Origin of the sequence: Methanolobus sp. WCC5 (genome assembly GCF_045690325.1) — an archaeon.
GTDB lineage: Archaea > Halobacteriota > Methanosarcinia > Methanosarcinales > Methanosarcinaceae > Methanolobus.
The window spans coordinates 1,093,659-1,111,538 of the sequence record NZ_CP146981.1 but is presented as its reverse complement, the minus strand read 5'-3'; the positions used below and the strand labels follow the sequence as shown (position 1 = coordinate 1,111,538).

General features: G+C 44.0%; 8 protein-coding genes and 1 pseudogene. 8 read left to right on the top strand and 1 reads right to left on the bottom strand.

Going from position 1 to position 17,880, the window contains the following annotated elements; all coding sequences use genetic code 11:
• The first annotated feature begins 123 nt into the window (after nucleotides 1-123).
• The 6 genes from V7O64_RS05255 (at nucleotide 124) to V7O64_RS05230 (ending at nucleotide 9,113) form a co-directional block, all read left to right on the top strand.
• Nucleotides 124-3,621, top strand: coding sequence for a hypothetical protein (locus V7O64_RS05255; protein ID WP_407356971.1), 3,498 nt, complete (start codon nucleotides 124-126; stop codon nucleotides 3,619-3,621).
• Nucleotides 3,622-3,643: 22 nt separating this feature from the next.
• Nucleotides 3,644-5,893, top strand: a complete 2,250-nt coding sequence (locus V7O64_RS05250) for a cohesin domain-containing protein (RefSeq protein WP_407356970.1) — start codon at nucleotides 3,644-3,646, stop codon at nucleotides 5,891-5,893.
• A gap of 77 nt (nucleotides 5,894-5,970) precedes the next feature.
• On the top strand, nucleotides 5,971-6,624 hold the full coding sequence (locus V7O64_RS05245; RefSeq protein WP_407356969.1) for a hypothetical protein: 654 nt from the start codon (nucleotides 5,971-5,973) through the stop codon (nucleotides 6,622-6,624).
• 98 nt (nucleotides 6,625-6,722) lie between these two features.
• Nucleotides 6,723-6,947, top strand: coding sequence for a winged helix-turn-helix domain-containing protein (locus V7O64_RS05240; RefSeq protein WP_407357266.1), 225 nt, complete (start codon nucleotides 6,723-6,725; stop codon nucleotides 6,945-6,947).
• A 317-nt stretch (nucleotides 6,948-7,264) separates the two neighbouring features.
• Entirely contained in the window at nucleotides 7,265-7,999 is a 735-nt protein-coding gene (locus tag V7O64_RS05235) for a hypothetical protein (RefSeq protein ID WP_407356968.1), read from the top strand.
• Nucleotides 8,000-8,693: 694 nt separating this feature from the next.
• The gene (locus V7O64_RS05230; protein WP_407356967.1) at nucleotides 8,694-9,113 is read left to right on the top strand and encodes a hypothetical protein; all 420 of its coding nucleotides are present in this window, start codon (nucleotides 8,694-8,696) and stop codon (nucleotides 9,111-9,113) included.
• Between the two features lie 106 nt (nucleotides 9,114-9,219).
• Here V7O64_RS05230 and V7O64_RS05225 read toward each other — a convergent pair whose 3' ends face one another.
• Nucleotides 9,220-10,002: a hypothetical protein gene (locus V7O64_RS05225; RefSeq protein WP_407356966.1), complete on the bottom strand. Its 783-nt coding sequence runs from the start codon at nucleotides 10,000-10,002 to the stop codon at nucleotides 9,220-9,222.
• Nucleotides 10,003-10,246: 244 nt separating this feature from the next.
• Here V7O64_RS05225 and V7O64_RS05220 point away from each other — a divergent pair.
• Both V7O64_RS05220 and V7O64_RS05215 read left to right on the top strand, forming a co-directional pair.
• A pseudogene (locus V7O64_RS05220) lies at nucleotides 10,247-11,271 on the top strand (IS630 family transposase).
• Nucleotides 11,272-11,529: 258 nt separating this feature from the next.
• Complete coding sequence (locus V7O64_RS05215) at nucleotides 11,530-17,685, top strand: beta strand repeat-containing protein (RefSeq protein ID WP_407356965.1); 6,156 nt, start codon at nucleotides 11,530-11,532, stop codon at nucleotides 17,683-17,685.
• Nucleotides 17,686-17,880: the final 195 nt, after the last annotated feature.

Below are 17,880 nucleotides of genomic sequence, written 5' to 3'. Positions count from 1 at the left end.
TTTGGGGTTGTCGGTGGGATAGTCCAAGACAACTTCACTTGGATATCATTGAACGAGTGGAGATAAAGTCATTTTTTGTTTGATGGTATCGAGTCGGTATTGCTTAAGAAAGGAGGATATAATATGAAAGTGAAGTTGAAGCATGAGCTTTTAGTGGTTGCTATTGCTCTTATTGCAATTATCGCAATGGCAGCTGCAGCTAGTGCTGAAGATGATGTGAATACATTGCGGCTCTATGGTGAGAATGGTTATAGCGCAGCATTCCCCTATACGGATCCTGTGGCTCCATTTGACCCAATGAACCCTGAAGCACCGCAGAAAGATTTCGTGACATTCAACCCGGCCTTAATGGAAGACTGGATAGTTGTCAATAACATTGACTCCAAACAGAAGGTCTTTGCAAGGCAGTGGTTCGTACCTGAGTACACAGAACCCACGGGTATGGTATGGCTGGATGAATTCAGGCGCTGTTATGAAGTAGTTTCCGATAACGAAACGATCGAAATGGAAGAGACATTGGATGAATCCGAATTGAGAGAGATGTCCCTTGACATTTACCAGAAACCAGTTAAAAAAGTCAAGTGGATACCCAACCATAATGAATATACCTGGGAAGATGTGGTCACAGAATATACCTATATGTTCGTTGACAAACACTACCAGCCACGTGAAGCTACAGCAAAGAGCCCAACAGGGGCTTACTGGACTAACTTCTGGTTCCCTGTCGCAGACCGTGATGATGCCCAGATAGGTCTTGACAGTTTTGACATCAACGATGACGGCAAGGATGATATGGTAACCCTGAGAAGGGTTGGCGATTTCAACAGGGACGGTCACAAGGATATAAGCATCAGTTCCGAGCTGTTCGCAGTCAATATCGGAGACAGACTACAGTTCCTTGACCACATAGTAGAGATCGAGGGAATCTATTACGTCGGCGGCAAGCTTGATTCCGTAGCTGTGAAGATCTTCTACAACGGTAACACTAACCCTGAACAGATAGGCGGTATACATGTCATCGAGGTTGATGAAGGTATTCTCAGTTCCGGACGTCACACAGTAACAGACGATTATCCACAGTTCTATGAACCATGGTATCTTAAGGTAGAGGGAGCTGCCGCAGGCATGGACAAGGTCCTTGTACGCGTCGGACGCCAGATCTATGAAAGAGAGACATTCTTCGTAGACGGTGCTGAATATGATGTTGCCAGGATCTACGGTTCTGAAAAGTACAATGTCAAGTACATAACCATCAGAAACCCTGTACCAGAACATCAGGACGTTTCACTGAACGATCTTTCTGTCGTTAAGAAGATGGTTGATAACGGCGAATACATCCCGATGTTGCCACCATTTAACATGGTACACACCATGATCGATGATATCAACATTATGCACACACTGGGAGCGGAAGGCACAACCTGCTACTATGGAGACCTGCTTAACAAGAACGCGCCGGATGGCGAATGGTATGAATCCATGTATATTGATTCCTATTATGACACCATTGAGGAGCGGAAGATCTATGATGTAGACCCACTGCTTATCTACTTCATTGACAAGACAGAAGAGCCAAGGTTCCACACCAACCTGCTGGAGATACTTGATGAGAACGAGATCGAAGCATGGAAGTGGCTGCACATCAGGACAATGCCTGACTTCTACAAGGAATTCGTATATCCTGAACTGCCTGATGCAGATGACAGGTACGGAGACTTCCTCTTCACCAGCTCATGGAGAGCACCAAACTCTGATGTCTGTGAGACACCAAGGGATGTAGTTCTTCCACAGAGGGTGATGTTCGTATATGACCAGGTCGAAGGTTTCACTGACCTCTATATAAATGAGATCGACGAGACCACCAACGGACTGAGGATATACGGTGAGAACGGTTACAGCGCAGCATTCCCATACACCGATCCCGAAGGACCATTTGATCCTATGAGTGAGGATGCACCAATTAAGGACTTTGTTACCATCAACCCTGCAAAGATAAAGGCAGGTATAGTTGTGGACAACAGGGACTCCTGGCAGAAGGTATTCTTCAGGCAGTGGTTCGTACCCGAGTATGTTGAGCCTACAGGTCGTGTATGGATCGACAAGCCTAACAAGTACGTCTGGGAAGATGTTGTCAATGAATTCACCTACATGTTCATAGACAAGCACTACCAGCCAACAGAAGGTACGGCAATGAGCCCGACCGGAGCATACTGGACCTACTTCTACTTCCCGGTCGCAGACCGCCTTGACCAGACAGGTCTTGACAGTTTCGACATCAACGGTGATGGCAATGACAATATTGTCTATCTTATGGATGTAGGAGACTTCGAGGATGAGATGTATACAAGTGGAGATGGACTGAAAGATATATTCATTGCATCTGAGCTCTTCTCAATAAACATAGGAGACAGGCTGCAGTTCCTTGACCACATTGTGGAGATCGAGGACATATACTACAAGAACGGCCAGCCGGATTCAGTTGCAGTAAAGGTCTACTACAACGGTAACACCAACCCTGAACAGATCGGTGGTCTGCACGTTCTTGGTGTAGGCGATGAGGTACTGAGTTCCGGACGTCACACAGTGACAGAAGATGCAGATCCACAGTTCTATGAACCATGGTGCATGAGGACCGAAGGTGTCAACCCCAACAATGGAAAGGCCCTTGTACGCGTCGGACGTCTGCTTCACACAGGTGAGACATTCTTCGTTGACGGTGCCGAGTATGACGTTGCAGCTATCTTTGGTAGTGCTGAGGACAATGTCAAGTACATTACCATAAGGAACCCGATACCAGAACACCAGGATGTTGCACTGAACGACCTCTCAGTCGTTAAGAAGATGGTCGATAACTATGAGATCATTCCTGTACTGCCACCATTCAACCGCGAGTACGTCATGATCGATGACATCGATGTGCCACACTCCGTGCCAGATGAGACCACAACCTGCTACTATGGCCAGATACTTGCTGCCGGAGTAGGAACACCAGGATTTGATGATCTGCTCTGGTATCAGGATATGTACATAGACAGTTCATGGGATACCATTGCCGAGCGCATGTTCACTGTCCCGGCCCTTGAGATATACTTCACCGGTAAGGACATTGAGGAAAGGTTCCACACCAACCTGCTGGAGATCCTTTGTGAAGGTATGATCCAACCCTCATCCAACTCTGTATCACCAGTTCAGAGCTGGGTATGGCTGCACATCAGGACTATGCCTGACTTCTACAAGGAGTTTGTCTATCCGGATGTACCAAATGCAGGCGGAACAGGTGACTACCTGCTGACCAGTTCATTCCTTGCACCGAACTCTGTGGTATGTGAAGAGCCAGATGTAATGCAGAGGCTCATGTTCACGCACAACCCACTGGATGGTACAGGACTGTACATGAATGGCGGTGTACCTGCTGGCAACAACAATGAACCACCGGTTGAAGAGATGAAGGGTGACTACAACGGTGATGAAGTTGTCAACTTCTTTGACTTCGTTGAATTTGCAGCTTGCTACAACTCAGTAATGGGTGACAGCAACTACAACGCAATCTTCGACTTCAATGATGATGGCGTAATAGACTTCTTTGACTTTGTAGAGTTTGCAGGAGTATATCAGTCTTAAGCCTGATGTAAGAGGTGAAATCATGACAAAAGTAACATGGAAAGGAATGGCAGGATCTGCTGCCATCCTTTTAATATTTTGTGCATGTTTCATGGTAGGCGTAGGACTTGCAGCGGCTGCACCATCGGTGTCAGTAGATCCACAAACCAATGAGTACGATGCAGGTGATACGTTCCAGGTCAGCATATTGGTGGATTCCGATGCTTCTGACCTACGTGCCGTGAACCTGCAGCTGGACTATGATCCGGCGGTACTTCAGGTCAATAGCATAACCAACAACAACCTGCTTGGTGCCGGTGCTCTGGTAGCGCCAGCCAGTGGTGACGATGGGGCAGGAACCATTACCTATGGTATTGCAGCCACATCCGGTCCATATGCACCAGTAGCAGGTACCATGATAACCATCGATTTCGAGGTGAAAGCCGGGGCTGCTGATGGTATCTATGACCTTGACCTAATGAATGTGGTACTCTTAGACCAGACCAGCACGGTTATTGCCGGGGTGGCTGTCATGGACGGAACAGTAAAAGTTGGTGATGATGTAATACCGCCAACCGATGATCCTGAAGTGAAGATCACTCCTGCAGTGAGCGGTCCGGTTGCTCCGGGAGATACGTTCCAGGTAGAGGTAGAGGTGGATTCTGCTGATGAGAACCTCCGTGCTGTGAACCTGCAGCTGAAATACGATGCTGCAGTTCTCATGGTAAATGGTGTGACCAACGAGAACCTGCTTGGAGCAGGGGCACTTGTAGCACCAGGCAGTGGTGACGACGGTGCAGGTACCATTACATATGGTATTGCCTCCACCGCAGGGGCTTACACGCCGCAGGCCGGTACTATGCTGACCATCGAATTCGAAGTGAAGGCTGGTGCTGCAAATGGCATCTACAACCTTGATCTGGACAATGTGGGACTTATGGACGAGACCAACACGGCAATCGCCGGAGTTGTTGTCACTGATGCTACCGTACAGGTAGCTGACGGTCCTGTTGTAATGCCGGAGGTAATGGTATCTCCAGCTGCAAGCGGACCTGTGGATATCGGTGAGACATTCCAGGTTGAAGTGATGGTCGATTCAGCCGACAAGAACCTGCGTGCTGTGAGCCTGCAGCTGGGCTACGATGCTTCAGTACTCATGGTTAACAGCATAACCAATGAGAACCTGCTTGGAGCCGGGGCACTGGAAGCACCAGGAAGTGGTGACGACGGTGCAGGTACCATAACCTATGGTATTGCAGCCACAGGTGGGGTCTACGCGCCAACAGCCGGAACAATGTTAACCATTGAGTTCGAAGTGAAGGCAGGTGCAGCAGACGGTGTCTACGACCTTGACCTGATGAACGTGGTTCTTCAGGACCAGGCCAATGCAGCAATTCCGGGAGTTGTGGTCACCGATGGAACTGTTGAAGTTTCCACAGTACCAAACGTTGTGCCAGGTCCGGAGATCGTCTCCCATGCAGATGGTGATGTTGTCTCAAAGACACAGATAGTTGAAGTTGTGGACAATTCCGGACAGGATGACATCCTTACCGCAACCTTTGCTGTCTTTGCAGATACCAATGGCAACTGTATTGACGATGAGGTAGGCGGTGTCTGGACAGTATTCGCAACAGACAACGACGGCTCTGATGGCTGGACTGCTGTGCTTGACACAACCAGTGTACCTGATGGCCAGTACCTGATCAAGGCAACATTGGATGACGGACAGGATTCAGCATTCCACATCGTATGTGTTGAGGTGTACAACCCAGAAGGAATAATACTCCTGCCGGGATGGAACCTTATATCGTTCCCAGAAACACTTGAGAATGCAAGTATCGACTTTGTGCTCCAGGACTTTACCGACACAGAAGTTGATTATGTGTTCTATGATGATGCATCTGTTGGAATGATGGTTGTACCAACCACCTTCGAGCCATTGAAGGCATACTGGGTACACAACAACATGAGTGGAGAGGTTGTCATTCTTGAGGACTATCTGACACCGAAGGTGCCATCCACGCCACCATCGCTGATGCTTTATCCGGGATGGAACGCCATTGGCCACAATGCAAAGGTCGAGCTATCTGCAGAGATCGGGCTTGCAACCATCGATGACAGCTACATCAAGGTCAAAGGACCCTGGGTAACTTCTGCAAGTGAGTATGCCTATGTGGGATACAACGGAGTGGAAGGCGTCATCAATGGTAACCAGGTAGGTACCGATGTCTTTAGCATGAACGTATACGAAGGATACTATGTATTCGTAGACGAGGAGTGCATATTGGCCTGACAGCTCAATGAAACAAGAAATACATCGCAGTGGGAGTATCTTCTCACTGCATTTTTGATTTATCGAAGGTGGGACGTATGATAAGTGGTGATAAAAAAAGAGCTTTATTACAAGTATTTATAGTGTTATTTGCATTCATGGTCGTACCTGCTGCAGCTAACGAACCTCCATTGGTCCTGGAAGGTAATCTGCTGGTAGATGGGAAGCCGGCAGTTGTAGGGACAGAGGTAGCGATAGTTGTTGATGGGAAGGTTATAGGTGAGACGACTGTGACCACAGAAGGTATTATCGGCGATAAGCGCAGCAACAGGCTGGGAATACCCACAGGCTATGATCTTGTCAAGGTTTATGTGGACGGAGTGGAATCACAGACCCTGGATCTTAGAAATTATCATAGTGGGGAGGCAGTGTCATTTGAAATCAGTGCAACAAGCCAGCCAGCAGCGAATACAGAAAAACCCTCTTCCCAGGTTGCCGGTGGAGGAGGTGGAGGCTTTGGCTCTGGTGGAGCTGATACCACAGAAATTGCAGATGAAATAACTACTGAGTCATCCATGGACACGGAAGCAGAATCCTCACTTCCCAGCACTCAGGAAAATGCAGAGTCAGAGGTTGCAGATGAAGGATACCTTCCTGTAAGCACATCCGGGACCAACAGCATGATCCTTCTAATAGGTCTTGTCCTTGGAGGAGTTGTTATTGGTCTGTATGGATACAGGTCCAGGAAATAACAGTGTATTGATGTTGGATTGAATGGACTCTTTCCAACTTTTATTCATGGTGGGGTACCTGGCGTGGTAGAAAAGACTGTAGCTATGGATGTGATCATATTAGGAGAAGCAGAACTGCCATTAGTGTGGAGATATTAAAAGCTGCATTGGAGGGGGCTAAAAAGACACACATAGTTTACAATGCAAATCTGAATTTTGACATGGTTAACAGGTATCTTACAATGCTGGAGGAAAAAGGACTGATAGAACATAAAGGAAATCTGTATGTAACAACTGCAAAGGGAAAAGAGTTCCAGGAGATTGCAGAAGAACTGGGTCTTTAGTCCTTTCCTTTGTTTATATGTACCTGACTCTGAATATAATTTTGTAAATCGGTTTAATATACAAAAATATTTTGTTCAATACTGAAACTTGTACATAAAATACAGGCATTTTGTACAGTATCTGTCTTAATTAATTATAAGCATGTTCACAGTATTTATTCTATGTATAGTTTATGTACATGGATAAATGTATATAGGGTCATGATATTTATACGGATGACCAAGCTACCTATGAGATAAAGTTAAAAAATTGGGACATAGGTTTACTCTGGACAACTCCAAAGAAGTACAGCCCCAAACGTCAATGGAGGAAAAAAATGCTGACCCGAGAATTAATATATGGATTGGTTCCTTATTCGATCCATCAAAAGATAGTAAGATGGAAGTGCAAATTCAAAAAACAGGATGATCTGCTTATAAAAAATCACCTTGCCTTATATCCTCATTCCCTTGATATAAACAAAGTAGTAAGAGATGATCTTGATAAATGTGTTGCCTTTTTGCCATATTGTGCCAAACCGATGGGGGAACATGAGTGTCCTGTATCGGACAAGATCAATAACAGGAAGAACCAGAAATGTGTCAAGGTATCCGGTGGCAAGTGTAATGTGCCCTGTTCTCTTGGTGAGATGGTGGATGTTCTCACAAAACATGGTTTTAAAAAGGAACAGATTTTCATAATAGACAGGGATTCCAATCTTTTCCCATGGCTTGTGCAGAAAAGGAAGGAAGGCTATGAATATTTTATGCCGGGTACCGGATGCAAATACGGTGTATCCTATGCCATTGATTACATAGGTAAGAAGCTTGGCTACAAAGGGTGCATAGCCTTTGTAGATGATTTTTGCCCTGATGACAAAGAAAACGGCGTCTGCAAATGCATGAACGATTATCTTGGAATGGAGGGCATAGATAAGGGAAAACGCACCAAGGTTCACAAAGAGACGATAATATTGATGGACCGGATCCTTTCAGGTAATTATCAAAACGAAAGCGTTGAGGAAGTACCTCATAAATCCCCGCATTCAAATGAAGTCCCTTCCAGTATGTGATTATCTATTTTTATAGCTGGTATTAATTTTCATTTAACCATTTTTTCTTCTGTTTATTTATTTTGTTTATTTGTAACTATTCAGCCTGATAGAATCAACACCTGTCGCCGTTGTGTTAAAAAAATGATATGTAAATATTGTATGACTAATTTATTTTAAATGTGCCGATTGATTGCTTTTTTTGTTTTGAATTAATTTAGGACTCAACACCTTGAATTTGATGAAATCCGCATCAATCGGCTGAAATGGGTAGGCTGAATAGTTACGTTTATTTTACGATTATGTTTTTATATTTCACGATTTCTGGAAAAAAAGACATATAATGCCGCATTTTGTTTTAACGCCAAGCTTTTAGAACGAGAATTCAGCTATAGTTGTTTGTGGAATAAGTGTTTGCTGAAAGAGCATTCAAGGGGGGTTAATAACGAGAGTATCGATTTTAGAGAAGCTATACTCATTTGTTCCGTATTCGTTAAACAAAAAGCTGATCGAGAAAAAACTAAGTTACAATCATATCAATAAAAGTTTGCTTAACTGCAGTATAGCTATTTCATCCCCATCCCTGGATATACAAACTATAGTCACAGATGAGCTTGACAGTTGTATTGCTTTTCTCCCTTACTGTGCCAAACCTTTGGGATATTATGCTTGTCCGGTATCATGCAAACAAAAGTCAAGGAAGAATCAGAGCTGTTTGAAACTTGAGGACAGAACCTGTAATGTGCCCTGTTCTCTTGGTGACATGATAGACATCCTGAAGGAAAGAGGATTCACAAAGGACAGGATATTCATAATTGATAGTGATTCCAATCTTTTCCCGTGGCTTAAGCAGAAAAAGAATGAAGGATACAAATATTTTCTTCCCGGTGTAGGATGCCACTATGGGGTATCTTATGCATTAAATTATGTTCAAAAGGTGATCGGTCTGGAAGGTTGTGTTGTTTTTCTGCAGGACAATGATCCTCTGGACAAAGCCCATGGTGTGTGCAAGCATTTCTTTGATTACAATAATATGGAAAAGCGTGACAAAGGAAAAAGAACAAAGATCAGTAATGAATCTTTAAAGATTATTGAAGATATACTGGCCGGTGAAATTGATCTGAAATTTGAATGAGATTATAAATTGTTTTATTGGTTGTATAGCTGCTTTGGATACAACTCTGTTTAAATCATTCAATGTTAGACGAGTTTAAACATAAAATAAAGGAAAATGCCTTCCTTTATCTATTTATTATTTCTGCAAGTTCAATTCTATCATTTCCTTCCATAACAGACTCTTCTAGAACAAGCCCCACGCCACTGGCATAATATTTGTATTTTTCTATTTCGGGGTTAAATGGAATCAATTCCTTTATTTGTATACAATTTTCAAATGGCCCATATTCAACGGAAACAGGCGCATCGATACTTAGCACTTCTAATTCTTTTTCACCTCCTCGTTCGTAGTATTCCTGGCGGTAAACATCTCCGACCTGAGAATAATTTCCCATAAAGATTCTTGGTTCTGCACCATCAACCCCCGCCTCCCAGGAAGCTACTGTGCTCACTATATCAACTGCATCATAATCGTATTCTTTGGAATCTGAACCGAAATACCAAACATTTCCTTTGTTATCATTGGCATACCAGTCCAGAGTGTGTTCAATAAGCTCTCCATCTTTCCATTTTTGTTGTCTGACAACTGTAGTCTCCACACCCATTATTTCCTTTGTCTGGTCACTGACATATATTTCAACTTTAATATCTTTTTCATCTGATTCACCATCATATATGTAGATTGTACCAATGTTTAAGGGAAAATACGGATTTTCAATCGGAATTGCAAAATCAGTTGGTATTATGGCAGAATAGGGGTTAGATTCACTTGATGATTCTTCCATATCATTATCTATTAAGTCCCCAGATGTCTTTTGTGAATCTGTAATGTTGGCACATCCAGATGCCATTGCAAGTGCTACTCCTAGAAGGAGCACTAGAGCCCTTTTTAATAGTTTGTATCTCATATAATATCTCCTTTTATCTGTTTCTATCCCACAGAACAGAATAAATCCTCATTTTTAAATTAATGATTGATTGTATTAGTCAATTGCCCACGTTTAAAAATGTTGTACTATAATTCAATTTTACAAGAAGATGATAATAAGAATTTATTTGCTGCTTTTAAATAGAGAAACAAGCGGATGAATTATAATCGGAATTATAGTTCTTAACCAAACATTTATTATTAATCAAATGCAACTATACTTTATGGCTAGACCTGAACAAATTACGATAGAGCATCATCTATCATCAGAAGAATTGCTTAAACGTATCAAGTCATTAGAGAAAGATACACGAGTCCTACAACGTTTGTATTTTATTAAACATCGTTATGAAGGTGCTTCTGTTAACGAAGCAGCTAAACTTGTTGGCATATCTACACCAGTTGCATATCAATGGCAAGAACGATGGAATCAAGACGGGTATGAAGGATTGATTCCCAGGTTTTCAGGAGGTTGTCCTTCAAAACTCACTGATGACCAAAAAGAAGAACTAAAGGCTATGCTGCATGAAAGAAATGATTGGTCTACAAAAGAAGTTCAGGAACTTATCCATAATGAATTTACGGTTCAATACACCATTAAGCAAATATTGGTTATCTTGAAGAAGTTTGGCATGTATCATGCCAAACCCTATGCGCATGATTATCGAAGACCAGATGATGCAGAAGATCGTTTAAAAAAAACTTACCAGTAATCAATAATGATTACGTAATCGGTTTTCTTGATGAATCATCCCCACAAACCACATCAAATACAGTTCGTTTATGGTCTTTCAATAAACCCGTTATGTTCAAAAATTCAACTAGAATTAAAGCAAACTCGTTTGGATTTTATGCATTGAATGGTACTTCAGTAATCGATTTTAAAGAACATTCAACTAAAGAGGACGTATGTTCGTTTCTATCAACTATCAAAAACAGCAACATTGGAAAGAGAATAGTTATCATTCTTGACAACTTCAGGTCACATCGGGCAAAATACACAGTAGATTTTGCAATGGCAAATGATATCGAATTGGTCTATTTGCCTCCGTATTCACCAGACTTGAATCCTATTGAATTCATATGGAAGAGCGTTAAAAGAGTTATTTCCTGCAATTTTGTCAAAGATCTTGATCATATGAGGAATCTGATTGCTGAGACGTTTATTAGTTGTTCATCAAAGCTTAGCTTCGCAAGAAAATGGATTGAGAAGTTTCTGGATAATAAGTTAGAAAAGTTAAGTTATTAACTATAATTGTCGTATAGACCATGTCCATAGATTTTCAGTTCCCTTTTATTCATTTAAAGGCCTTTCACATGAATCAATTTCTATTTTCATCCGATTTCAATATAAGTTTAAACAGCTGGATTCAAAAATTAGTGAAGTACTGTATCTATGTTACTTAATATTCCTACTTATGATTGTTTGTTGTACTAATAAATACATACGTATACAATTTATTTCTTGGTAAGAATACCTCTTTTAGTTATAAAGGGTGGGGCAAACATGACAAAATATAGTTTACTTGTTGTTATTACGTTGATATTGATTACAATTTCTGGAACATCTGTAGCTGTTACTATAGATGGTATAAGAAGTGTTGATGAATGGAACGAAAGTTGGGCTTATGGTCAGTTCAACGGTACAGACTATAAACAAAATGGTCCTTTCGGGGACAAAATGGTGATTTTTCAAGCGGGGAACTGGTCTGATGAAGATCCGATGAGGGATTCAGGAACTGGTTTCAATGAGAATATGGCTACTGTAGGACCTTATGAAAGTGGCTATGATATTAAAGGAATATATGCGCGTTATGATTTTATGACCGATACACTATATGGTTTGTGTACGGTATATGGTCTTCCCGGTGATCTTGACGGGGATGGGGATCCATATAATAGCGTGGAATTCTCCGATACCAGGGGGGCAATCACTCCAAATAATGTGGATGGTATTGGTGCAGATGAGTTCTTTAACATCAGGCTAATACAAGGTGATAAGGCCACAAGAATAAGTATTCAAAATAATGCCTGGGATGTTGTGGATGTGGGGGATGGGACAACCACTCTGACAGCAACAGATATAGATGCAGCATGCGGTATTGCATATCATCCAATTAACGATTATGAGGGTGATCTTGATCAGTTTGTCTATGAGATAAAAATTAATGGTATTAACAATAATTTCGATATAAGTCCGGGTGCAACATTAATTGTACGTGTTACAGCAGGTGCACAAGACGATAGGGATCCCATAACTGGTGGTCTTATAGGAGAAGATATTGCAGATGTATTTGTAACCATACCAAGTCCTGACATTGATCTTGAGAAATCAACCAATGGCGAGGATGCAGATAATGCACCAGGCCCGGGGATACCCGAAGGTGAGAATGTCACGTGGACTTATGTTGTAACAAACACAGGTGATGTTCCTCTGCTAAATATAAGTGTCATTGATGACAAACTTGGTCCTATTACCAATATCATTGATCAGGGTGATGGGGACGATATCCTTTCGATAGGTGAATCATGGATCTTTGAAGCTACAGGCATCGCTGAATGTGGTCAGTATGTGAACAACGCAACAGCAGTTGGTTTCTTCGACGTGATCCCAGTATTTGACACGGATCCAAGCCACTACTTCGGTGAATGTCCTGACATTGATATTGAGAAGGCAACCAATGGTGAGGATGCTGATGAAGCACCAGGTCCTGGTATCCTGCAGGGTGCTACCGTCACGTGGACCTATGTGGTGAACAACACCGGTAATGTGCCGCTCAGCAATATATCAGTGATAGATGATCAGGGTGTCATACCTGTTTACCAGAGTGGTGATGTCAACGAAGATGCTATTCTTGATGTTGATGAGATCTGGGTTTATGAAGCTACAGGAATTGCCGAGTGCGGTCAGTATGCCAACAACGCTACAGTTACCGGGGAATATAAAGCGGTAATTGTAACCGATGAGGACCCAAGCCACTACTTCGGCGAATGTCCATCAATTGATATCGAGAAAGCCACAAACGGCGAGGATGCTGACGATCCAACCGGACCTTTCATCCCTGTGGGAGACAGTGTCACCTGGACGTATAACGTCACCAATACCGGTAATGTTGATCTTGTCAACGTCACTGTAACTGACAATATCCTTGGAGTCATCTCAGTTATCGGTGACCTTGCAGTCGGTGCGAGCACTGAGGTCTCAGCCAACGGAGTTGCAGTTGCAGGCCAGTACGCCAACATCGGTAATGTTACAGGTGATTACAACGGTATCACGGTCACTGATGAGGATCCAAGCCACTACTTCGGTGCCTCTCCCTCAATTGATATCGAGAAGGCTACCAATGGTGAGGATGCTGACGATCCTACCGGACCTTTCATCCCTGTGGGAGACAGTGTCACCTGGACTTATAACGTCACCAATACCGGTAATGTTGATCTTGTCAACGTCACTGTAACTGACAATATCCTTGGAGTTATCTCAGTTATCGGTGACCTTGCAGCCGGTGAGAGTACCGAGGTGTCAGCCAACGGTGTTGCAGTTGCAGGCCAGTACGCCAATATCGGTAATGTAACAGGTGATTACAACGGTATCACGGTCACTGATGAGGATCCGAGCCACTACTTCGGTGCCTCTCCATCAATTGATATTGAGAAGACAACCAATGGTGAGGATGCTGATGATCCTACCGGACCTTTCATCCCTGTGGGAGACAGTGTTACCTGGACGTATAACGTCACCAATACGGGTAATGTTGATCTTGTCAACGTCACTGTAACTGACAATATCCTTGGTGTGATCTCTGTTATCGGTGACCTTGCAGTCGGTGCGAGCACTGAAGTGTCAGCCAACGGCATTGCAGCAGCAGGCCAGTACGCCAATATCGGTAATGTGACAGGTGATTACAACGGTATCACGGTCACTGATGAGGATCCGAGCCATTACTTCGGTGCCTCTCCCTCAATTGATATCGAGAAGGCAACCAATGGTGAGGATGCTGACATTCCAACCGGACCTTTCATTCCTGTGGGAGACAGTGTTACCTGGACGTATAACGTCACCAATACGGGTAATGTTGATCTTGTCAACGTCACTGTAACTGACAATATCCTTGGTGAGATATCTGTGATAGGTGACCTTGCAGTTGGTGCGAGCACCGAGGTCTCAGCCAACGGAGTTGCAGTTGCAGGCCAGTACGCCAACATCGGTAATGTTACAGGTGATTACAACGGTATCACGGTCACTGATGAGGATCCAAGCCACTACTTCGGTGCCTCTCCTTCAATTGATATTGAGAAGGCCACCAATGGCGAGGATGCTGACAGTCCTACCGGACCTTTCATTCCTGTAGGAGACAGTGTCACCTGGACTTATAACGTCACCAATACGGGTAATGTTGATCTTGTCAACGTCACTGTAACTGACAACCTTCTTGGTGAGATATCTGTGATAGGTGACCTTGCGGTCGGTGCGAGCACTGAAGTGTCAGCCAACGGCATTGCAGTTGCAGGCCAGTACGCCAACATCGGTAATGTTACAGGTGATTACAACGGTATCACGGTCACTGATGAGGATCCAAGCCACTACTTCGGTGCCTCTCCTTCAATTGATATTGAGAAGGCCACCAATGGCGAGGATGCTGACAGTCCTACCGGACCTTTCATTCCTGTAGGAGACAGTGTCACCTGGACTTATAACGTCACCAATACGGGTAATGTTGATCTTGTCAACGTCACTGTAACTGACAACCTTCTTGGTGAGATATCTGTGATAGGTGACCTTGCAGCCGGTGAGAGTACCGAGGTGTCAGCCAACGGTGTTGCAGTTGCAGGCCAGTATGCCAACATCGGTAATGTTACAGGTGATTACAACGGTATCACTGTCACTGATGAGGATCCAAGCCACTACTTCGGTGCCTCTCCCTCAATTGATATTGAGAAGGCCACCAATGGTGAGGATGCTGACATTCCAACCGGACCTTTCATTCCTGTGGGAGACAGTGTCACCTGGACTTATAACGTCACCAATACCGGTAATGTTGATCTTGTCAACGTCACTGTAACTGACAATATCCTTGGAGTCATCTCAGTTATCGGTGACCTTGCAGCCGGTGAGAGTACCGAGGTGTCAGCCAACGGTGTTGCAGTTGTAGGCCAGTACGCCAACATCGGTAATGTTACAGGTGATTACAACGGTATCACTGTCACTGACGAGGATCCAAGCCACTACTTCGGTGCCTCTCCCTCAATTGATATCGAGAAGGCCACCAACGGTGAGGATGCTGATGATCCTACCGGACCTTTCATCCCTGTGGGAGACAGTGTCACCTGGACGTATAACGTCACCAATACGGGTAATGTTGATCTTGTCAACGTCACTGTAACTGATAATATTCTTGGTGAGATATCTGTGATAGGTGACCTTGCAGTTGGTGCGAGCACTGAGGTCTCAGCCAACGGTGTTGCAGTTGCAGGCCAGTACGCCAACATCGGTAATGTAACAGGTGATTACAACGGTATCACGGTCACTGATGAGGATCCAAGCCACTACTTCGGTGCCTCTCCATCAATTGATATTGAGAAGGCAACCAATGGCGCGGATGCTGATGATCCTACCGGACCTTTCATCCCTGTGGGAGACAGTGTCACCTGGACTTATAACGTCACCAATACGGGTAATGTTGATCTTGTCAACGTCACTGTAACTGATAATATTCTTGGACTTATCTCAGTTATCGGTGACCTTGCAGTCGGTGCGAGCACTGAGGTCTCAGCCAACGGTGTTGCAGTTGCAGGCCAGTACGCCAACATCGGTAATGTAACAGGTGATTACAACGGTATCACGGTCACTGATGAGGATCCAAGCCACTACTTCGGTGCCTCTCCATCAATTGATATTGAGAAGGCAACCAATGGCGCGGATGCTGATGATCCTACCGGACCTTTCATCCCTGTGGGAGACAGTGTCACCTGGACTTATAACGTCACCAATACGGGTAATGTTGATCTTGTCAACGTCACTGTAACTGATAATATTCTTGGACTTATCTCAGTTATCGGTGACCTTGCAGTCGGTGCGAGCACTGAGGTCTCAGCCAACGGTGTTGCAGTTGCAGGCCAGTACGCCAACATCGGTAATGTAACAGGTGATTACAACGGTATCACGGTCACTGATGAGGATCCAAGCCACTACTTCGGTGCCTCTCCATCAATTGATATTGAGAAGGCAACCAATGGCGCGGATGCTGATGATCCTACCGGACCTTTCATCCCTGTGGGAGACAGTGTCACCTGGACTTATAACGTCACCAATACGGGTAATGTTGATCTTGTCAACGTCACTGTAACTGATAATATCCTTGGGGTTATCTCAGTTATCGGTGACCTTGCAGTCGGTGCGAGCACCGAGGTCTCAGCCAACGGTGTTGCAGTTGCAGGCCAGTACGCCAATATCGGTAATGTTACAGGTGATTACAACGGTATCACTGTCACTGACGAGGATCCAAGCCACTACTTCGGTGCTTCTCCCTCAATTGATATCGAGAAGGCAACCAATGGTGAGGATGCTGACAGTGCACCTGGTCCATCACTGGGAATTGGTGATGCTGTTACCTGGACCTATGTTGTGACCAACACTGGAAATGTCAACCTCAGCAATATCGTTGTAACCGACGATAAACTGGGTGTGATTGGTAACATTGTGAACAACGGAGATGGTGACGGCATACTTTCCGTCGGTGAGACTTGGACTTACCAGGCTACGGGCAGTGCTTCATGCGGACAATATGCTAACCTTGGTACGGTGACAGGTGATTATGGATCTACCACAGTCAATGACAGTGATCCAAGCCATTATAATGTGGTTTGTGCACCAAATATCGATATAGAGAAGTCGACAAATGGTTTCGATGCTGACAGTGCACCCGGACCTACACTTGCCTATGGTGCGGAAGTTACCTGGGAATATGTTGTCAGGAATACAGGTAATGTACATCTGACAAACATAACCGTTACAGATGACCAGCTTGGAACTATAAGCAACATAGTTGACAAAGGCAATGGCGACGATACACTCATGCCAGGTGAGGTCTGGATCTATCAGTCAACAGGAACAGCAGAATGTGGTCAGTACGCAAATGTGGGCGATGTAGTAGGTCACTTTGGTTCCATTCCGGTAACAGACTCTGACCCAAGCCACTACAGAGTGAACTGTGTACCAGACATTGACATTGAGAAATATATCAATGGAAATGATGCTGATCAGGCACCTGGTATCCTCCTTGCAGTGGGCGATAGCATTACCTGGAAATTCGTTGTTAAGAACACCGGTAATGTCCCTCTGGATGATGTAGTTGTTGTTGATGACAAACTTGGTACGATACCTGCATCTAGTATCATTTCAAAGAGCATAAACAATGACGACATACTGGACCCAGGCGAGGTGTGGACCTACGAACTGAAGGGCACTGTAACCGAATGCGTGCCCCAGCATAAGAACACTGCAATTGTCACAGGTGAGTTTGAAGGAACTGAGGTATCAGATGAGGATGTGGCTCACTACTACTGCCAGCCGGTCGTTCCACTGCTAAGTCCTGTCGGAATGATGATATTGATCTCAGTCCTTGGACTTGCAGGTGCGTTCTATCTAAGAAGGAGGGACTAATTCCTCCTTTTCTTTTTCTTAGAACATGTCTTATTGTTTTTTCTAGAATGATTTTTTTATCATTGGAAAAAAACCAAAATTATTTTTTTGGTTGTTTTTATTCTGCTTTTACATTGTTCTGAGAAAAGGACTTTTTTACTGAGCTGAGTTTCTTAACAATGATAACGAACTTTGTTTGCTGCATCGCTATATATC

What these genes read in the sequence shown, in the direction of transcription:
- V7O64_RS05215 (WP_407356965.1), top strand. Translation starts at nt 11,530, where the DNA reads ATGACAAAATATAGTTTACTTGTTGTTATTACGTTGATATTGATTACA.
- V7O64_RS05225 (WP_407356966.1), bottom strand. Translation starts at nt 10,002, where the DNA reads ATGAGATACAAACTATTAAAAAGGGCTCTAGTGCTCCTTCTAGGAGTA.
- V7O64_RS05245 (WP_407356969.1), top strand. Translation starts at nt 5,971, where the DNA reads ATGATAAGTGGTGATAAAAAAAGAGCTTTATTACAAGTATTTATAGTG.
- V7O64_RS05250 (WP_407356970.1), top strand. Translation starts at nt 3,644, where the DNA reads ATGACAAAAGTAACATGGAAAGGAATGGCAGGATCTGCTGCCATCCTT.
- V7O64_RS05235 (WP_407356968.1), top strand. Translation starts at nt 7,265, where the DNA reads ATGCTGACCCGAGAATTAATATATGGATTGGTTCCTTATTCGATCCAT.
- V7O64_RS05255 (WP_407356971.1), top strand. Translation starts at nt 124, where the DNA reads ATGAAAGTGAAGTTGAAGCATGAGCTTTTAGTGGTTGCTATTGCTCTT.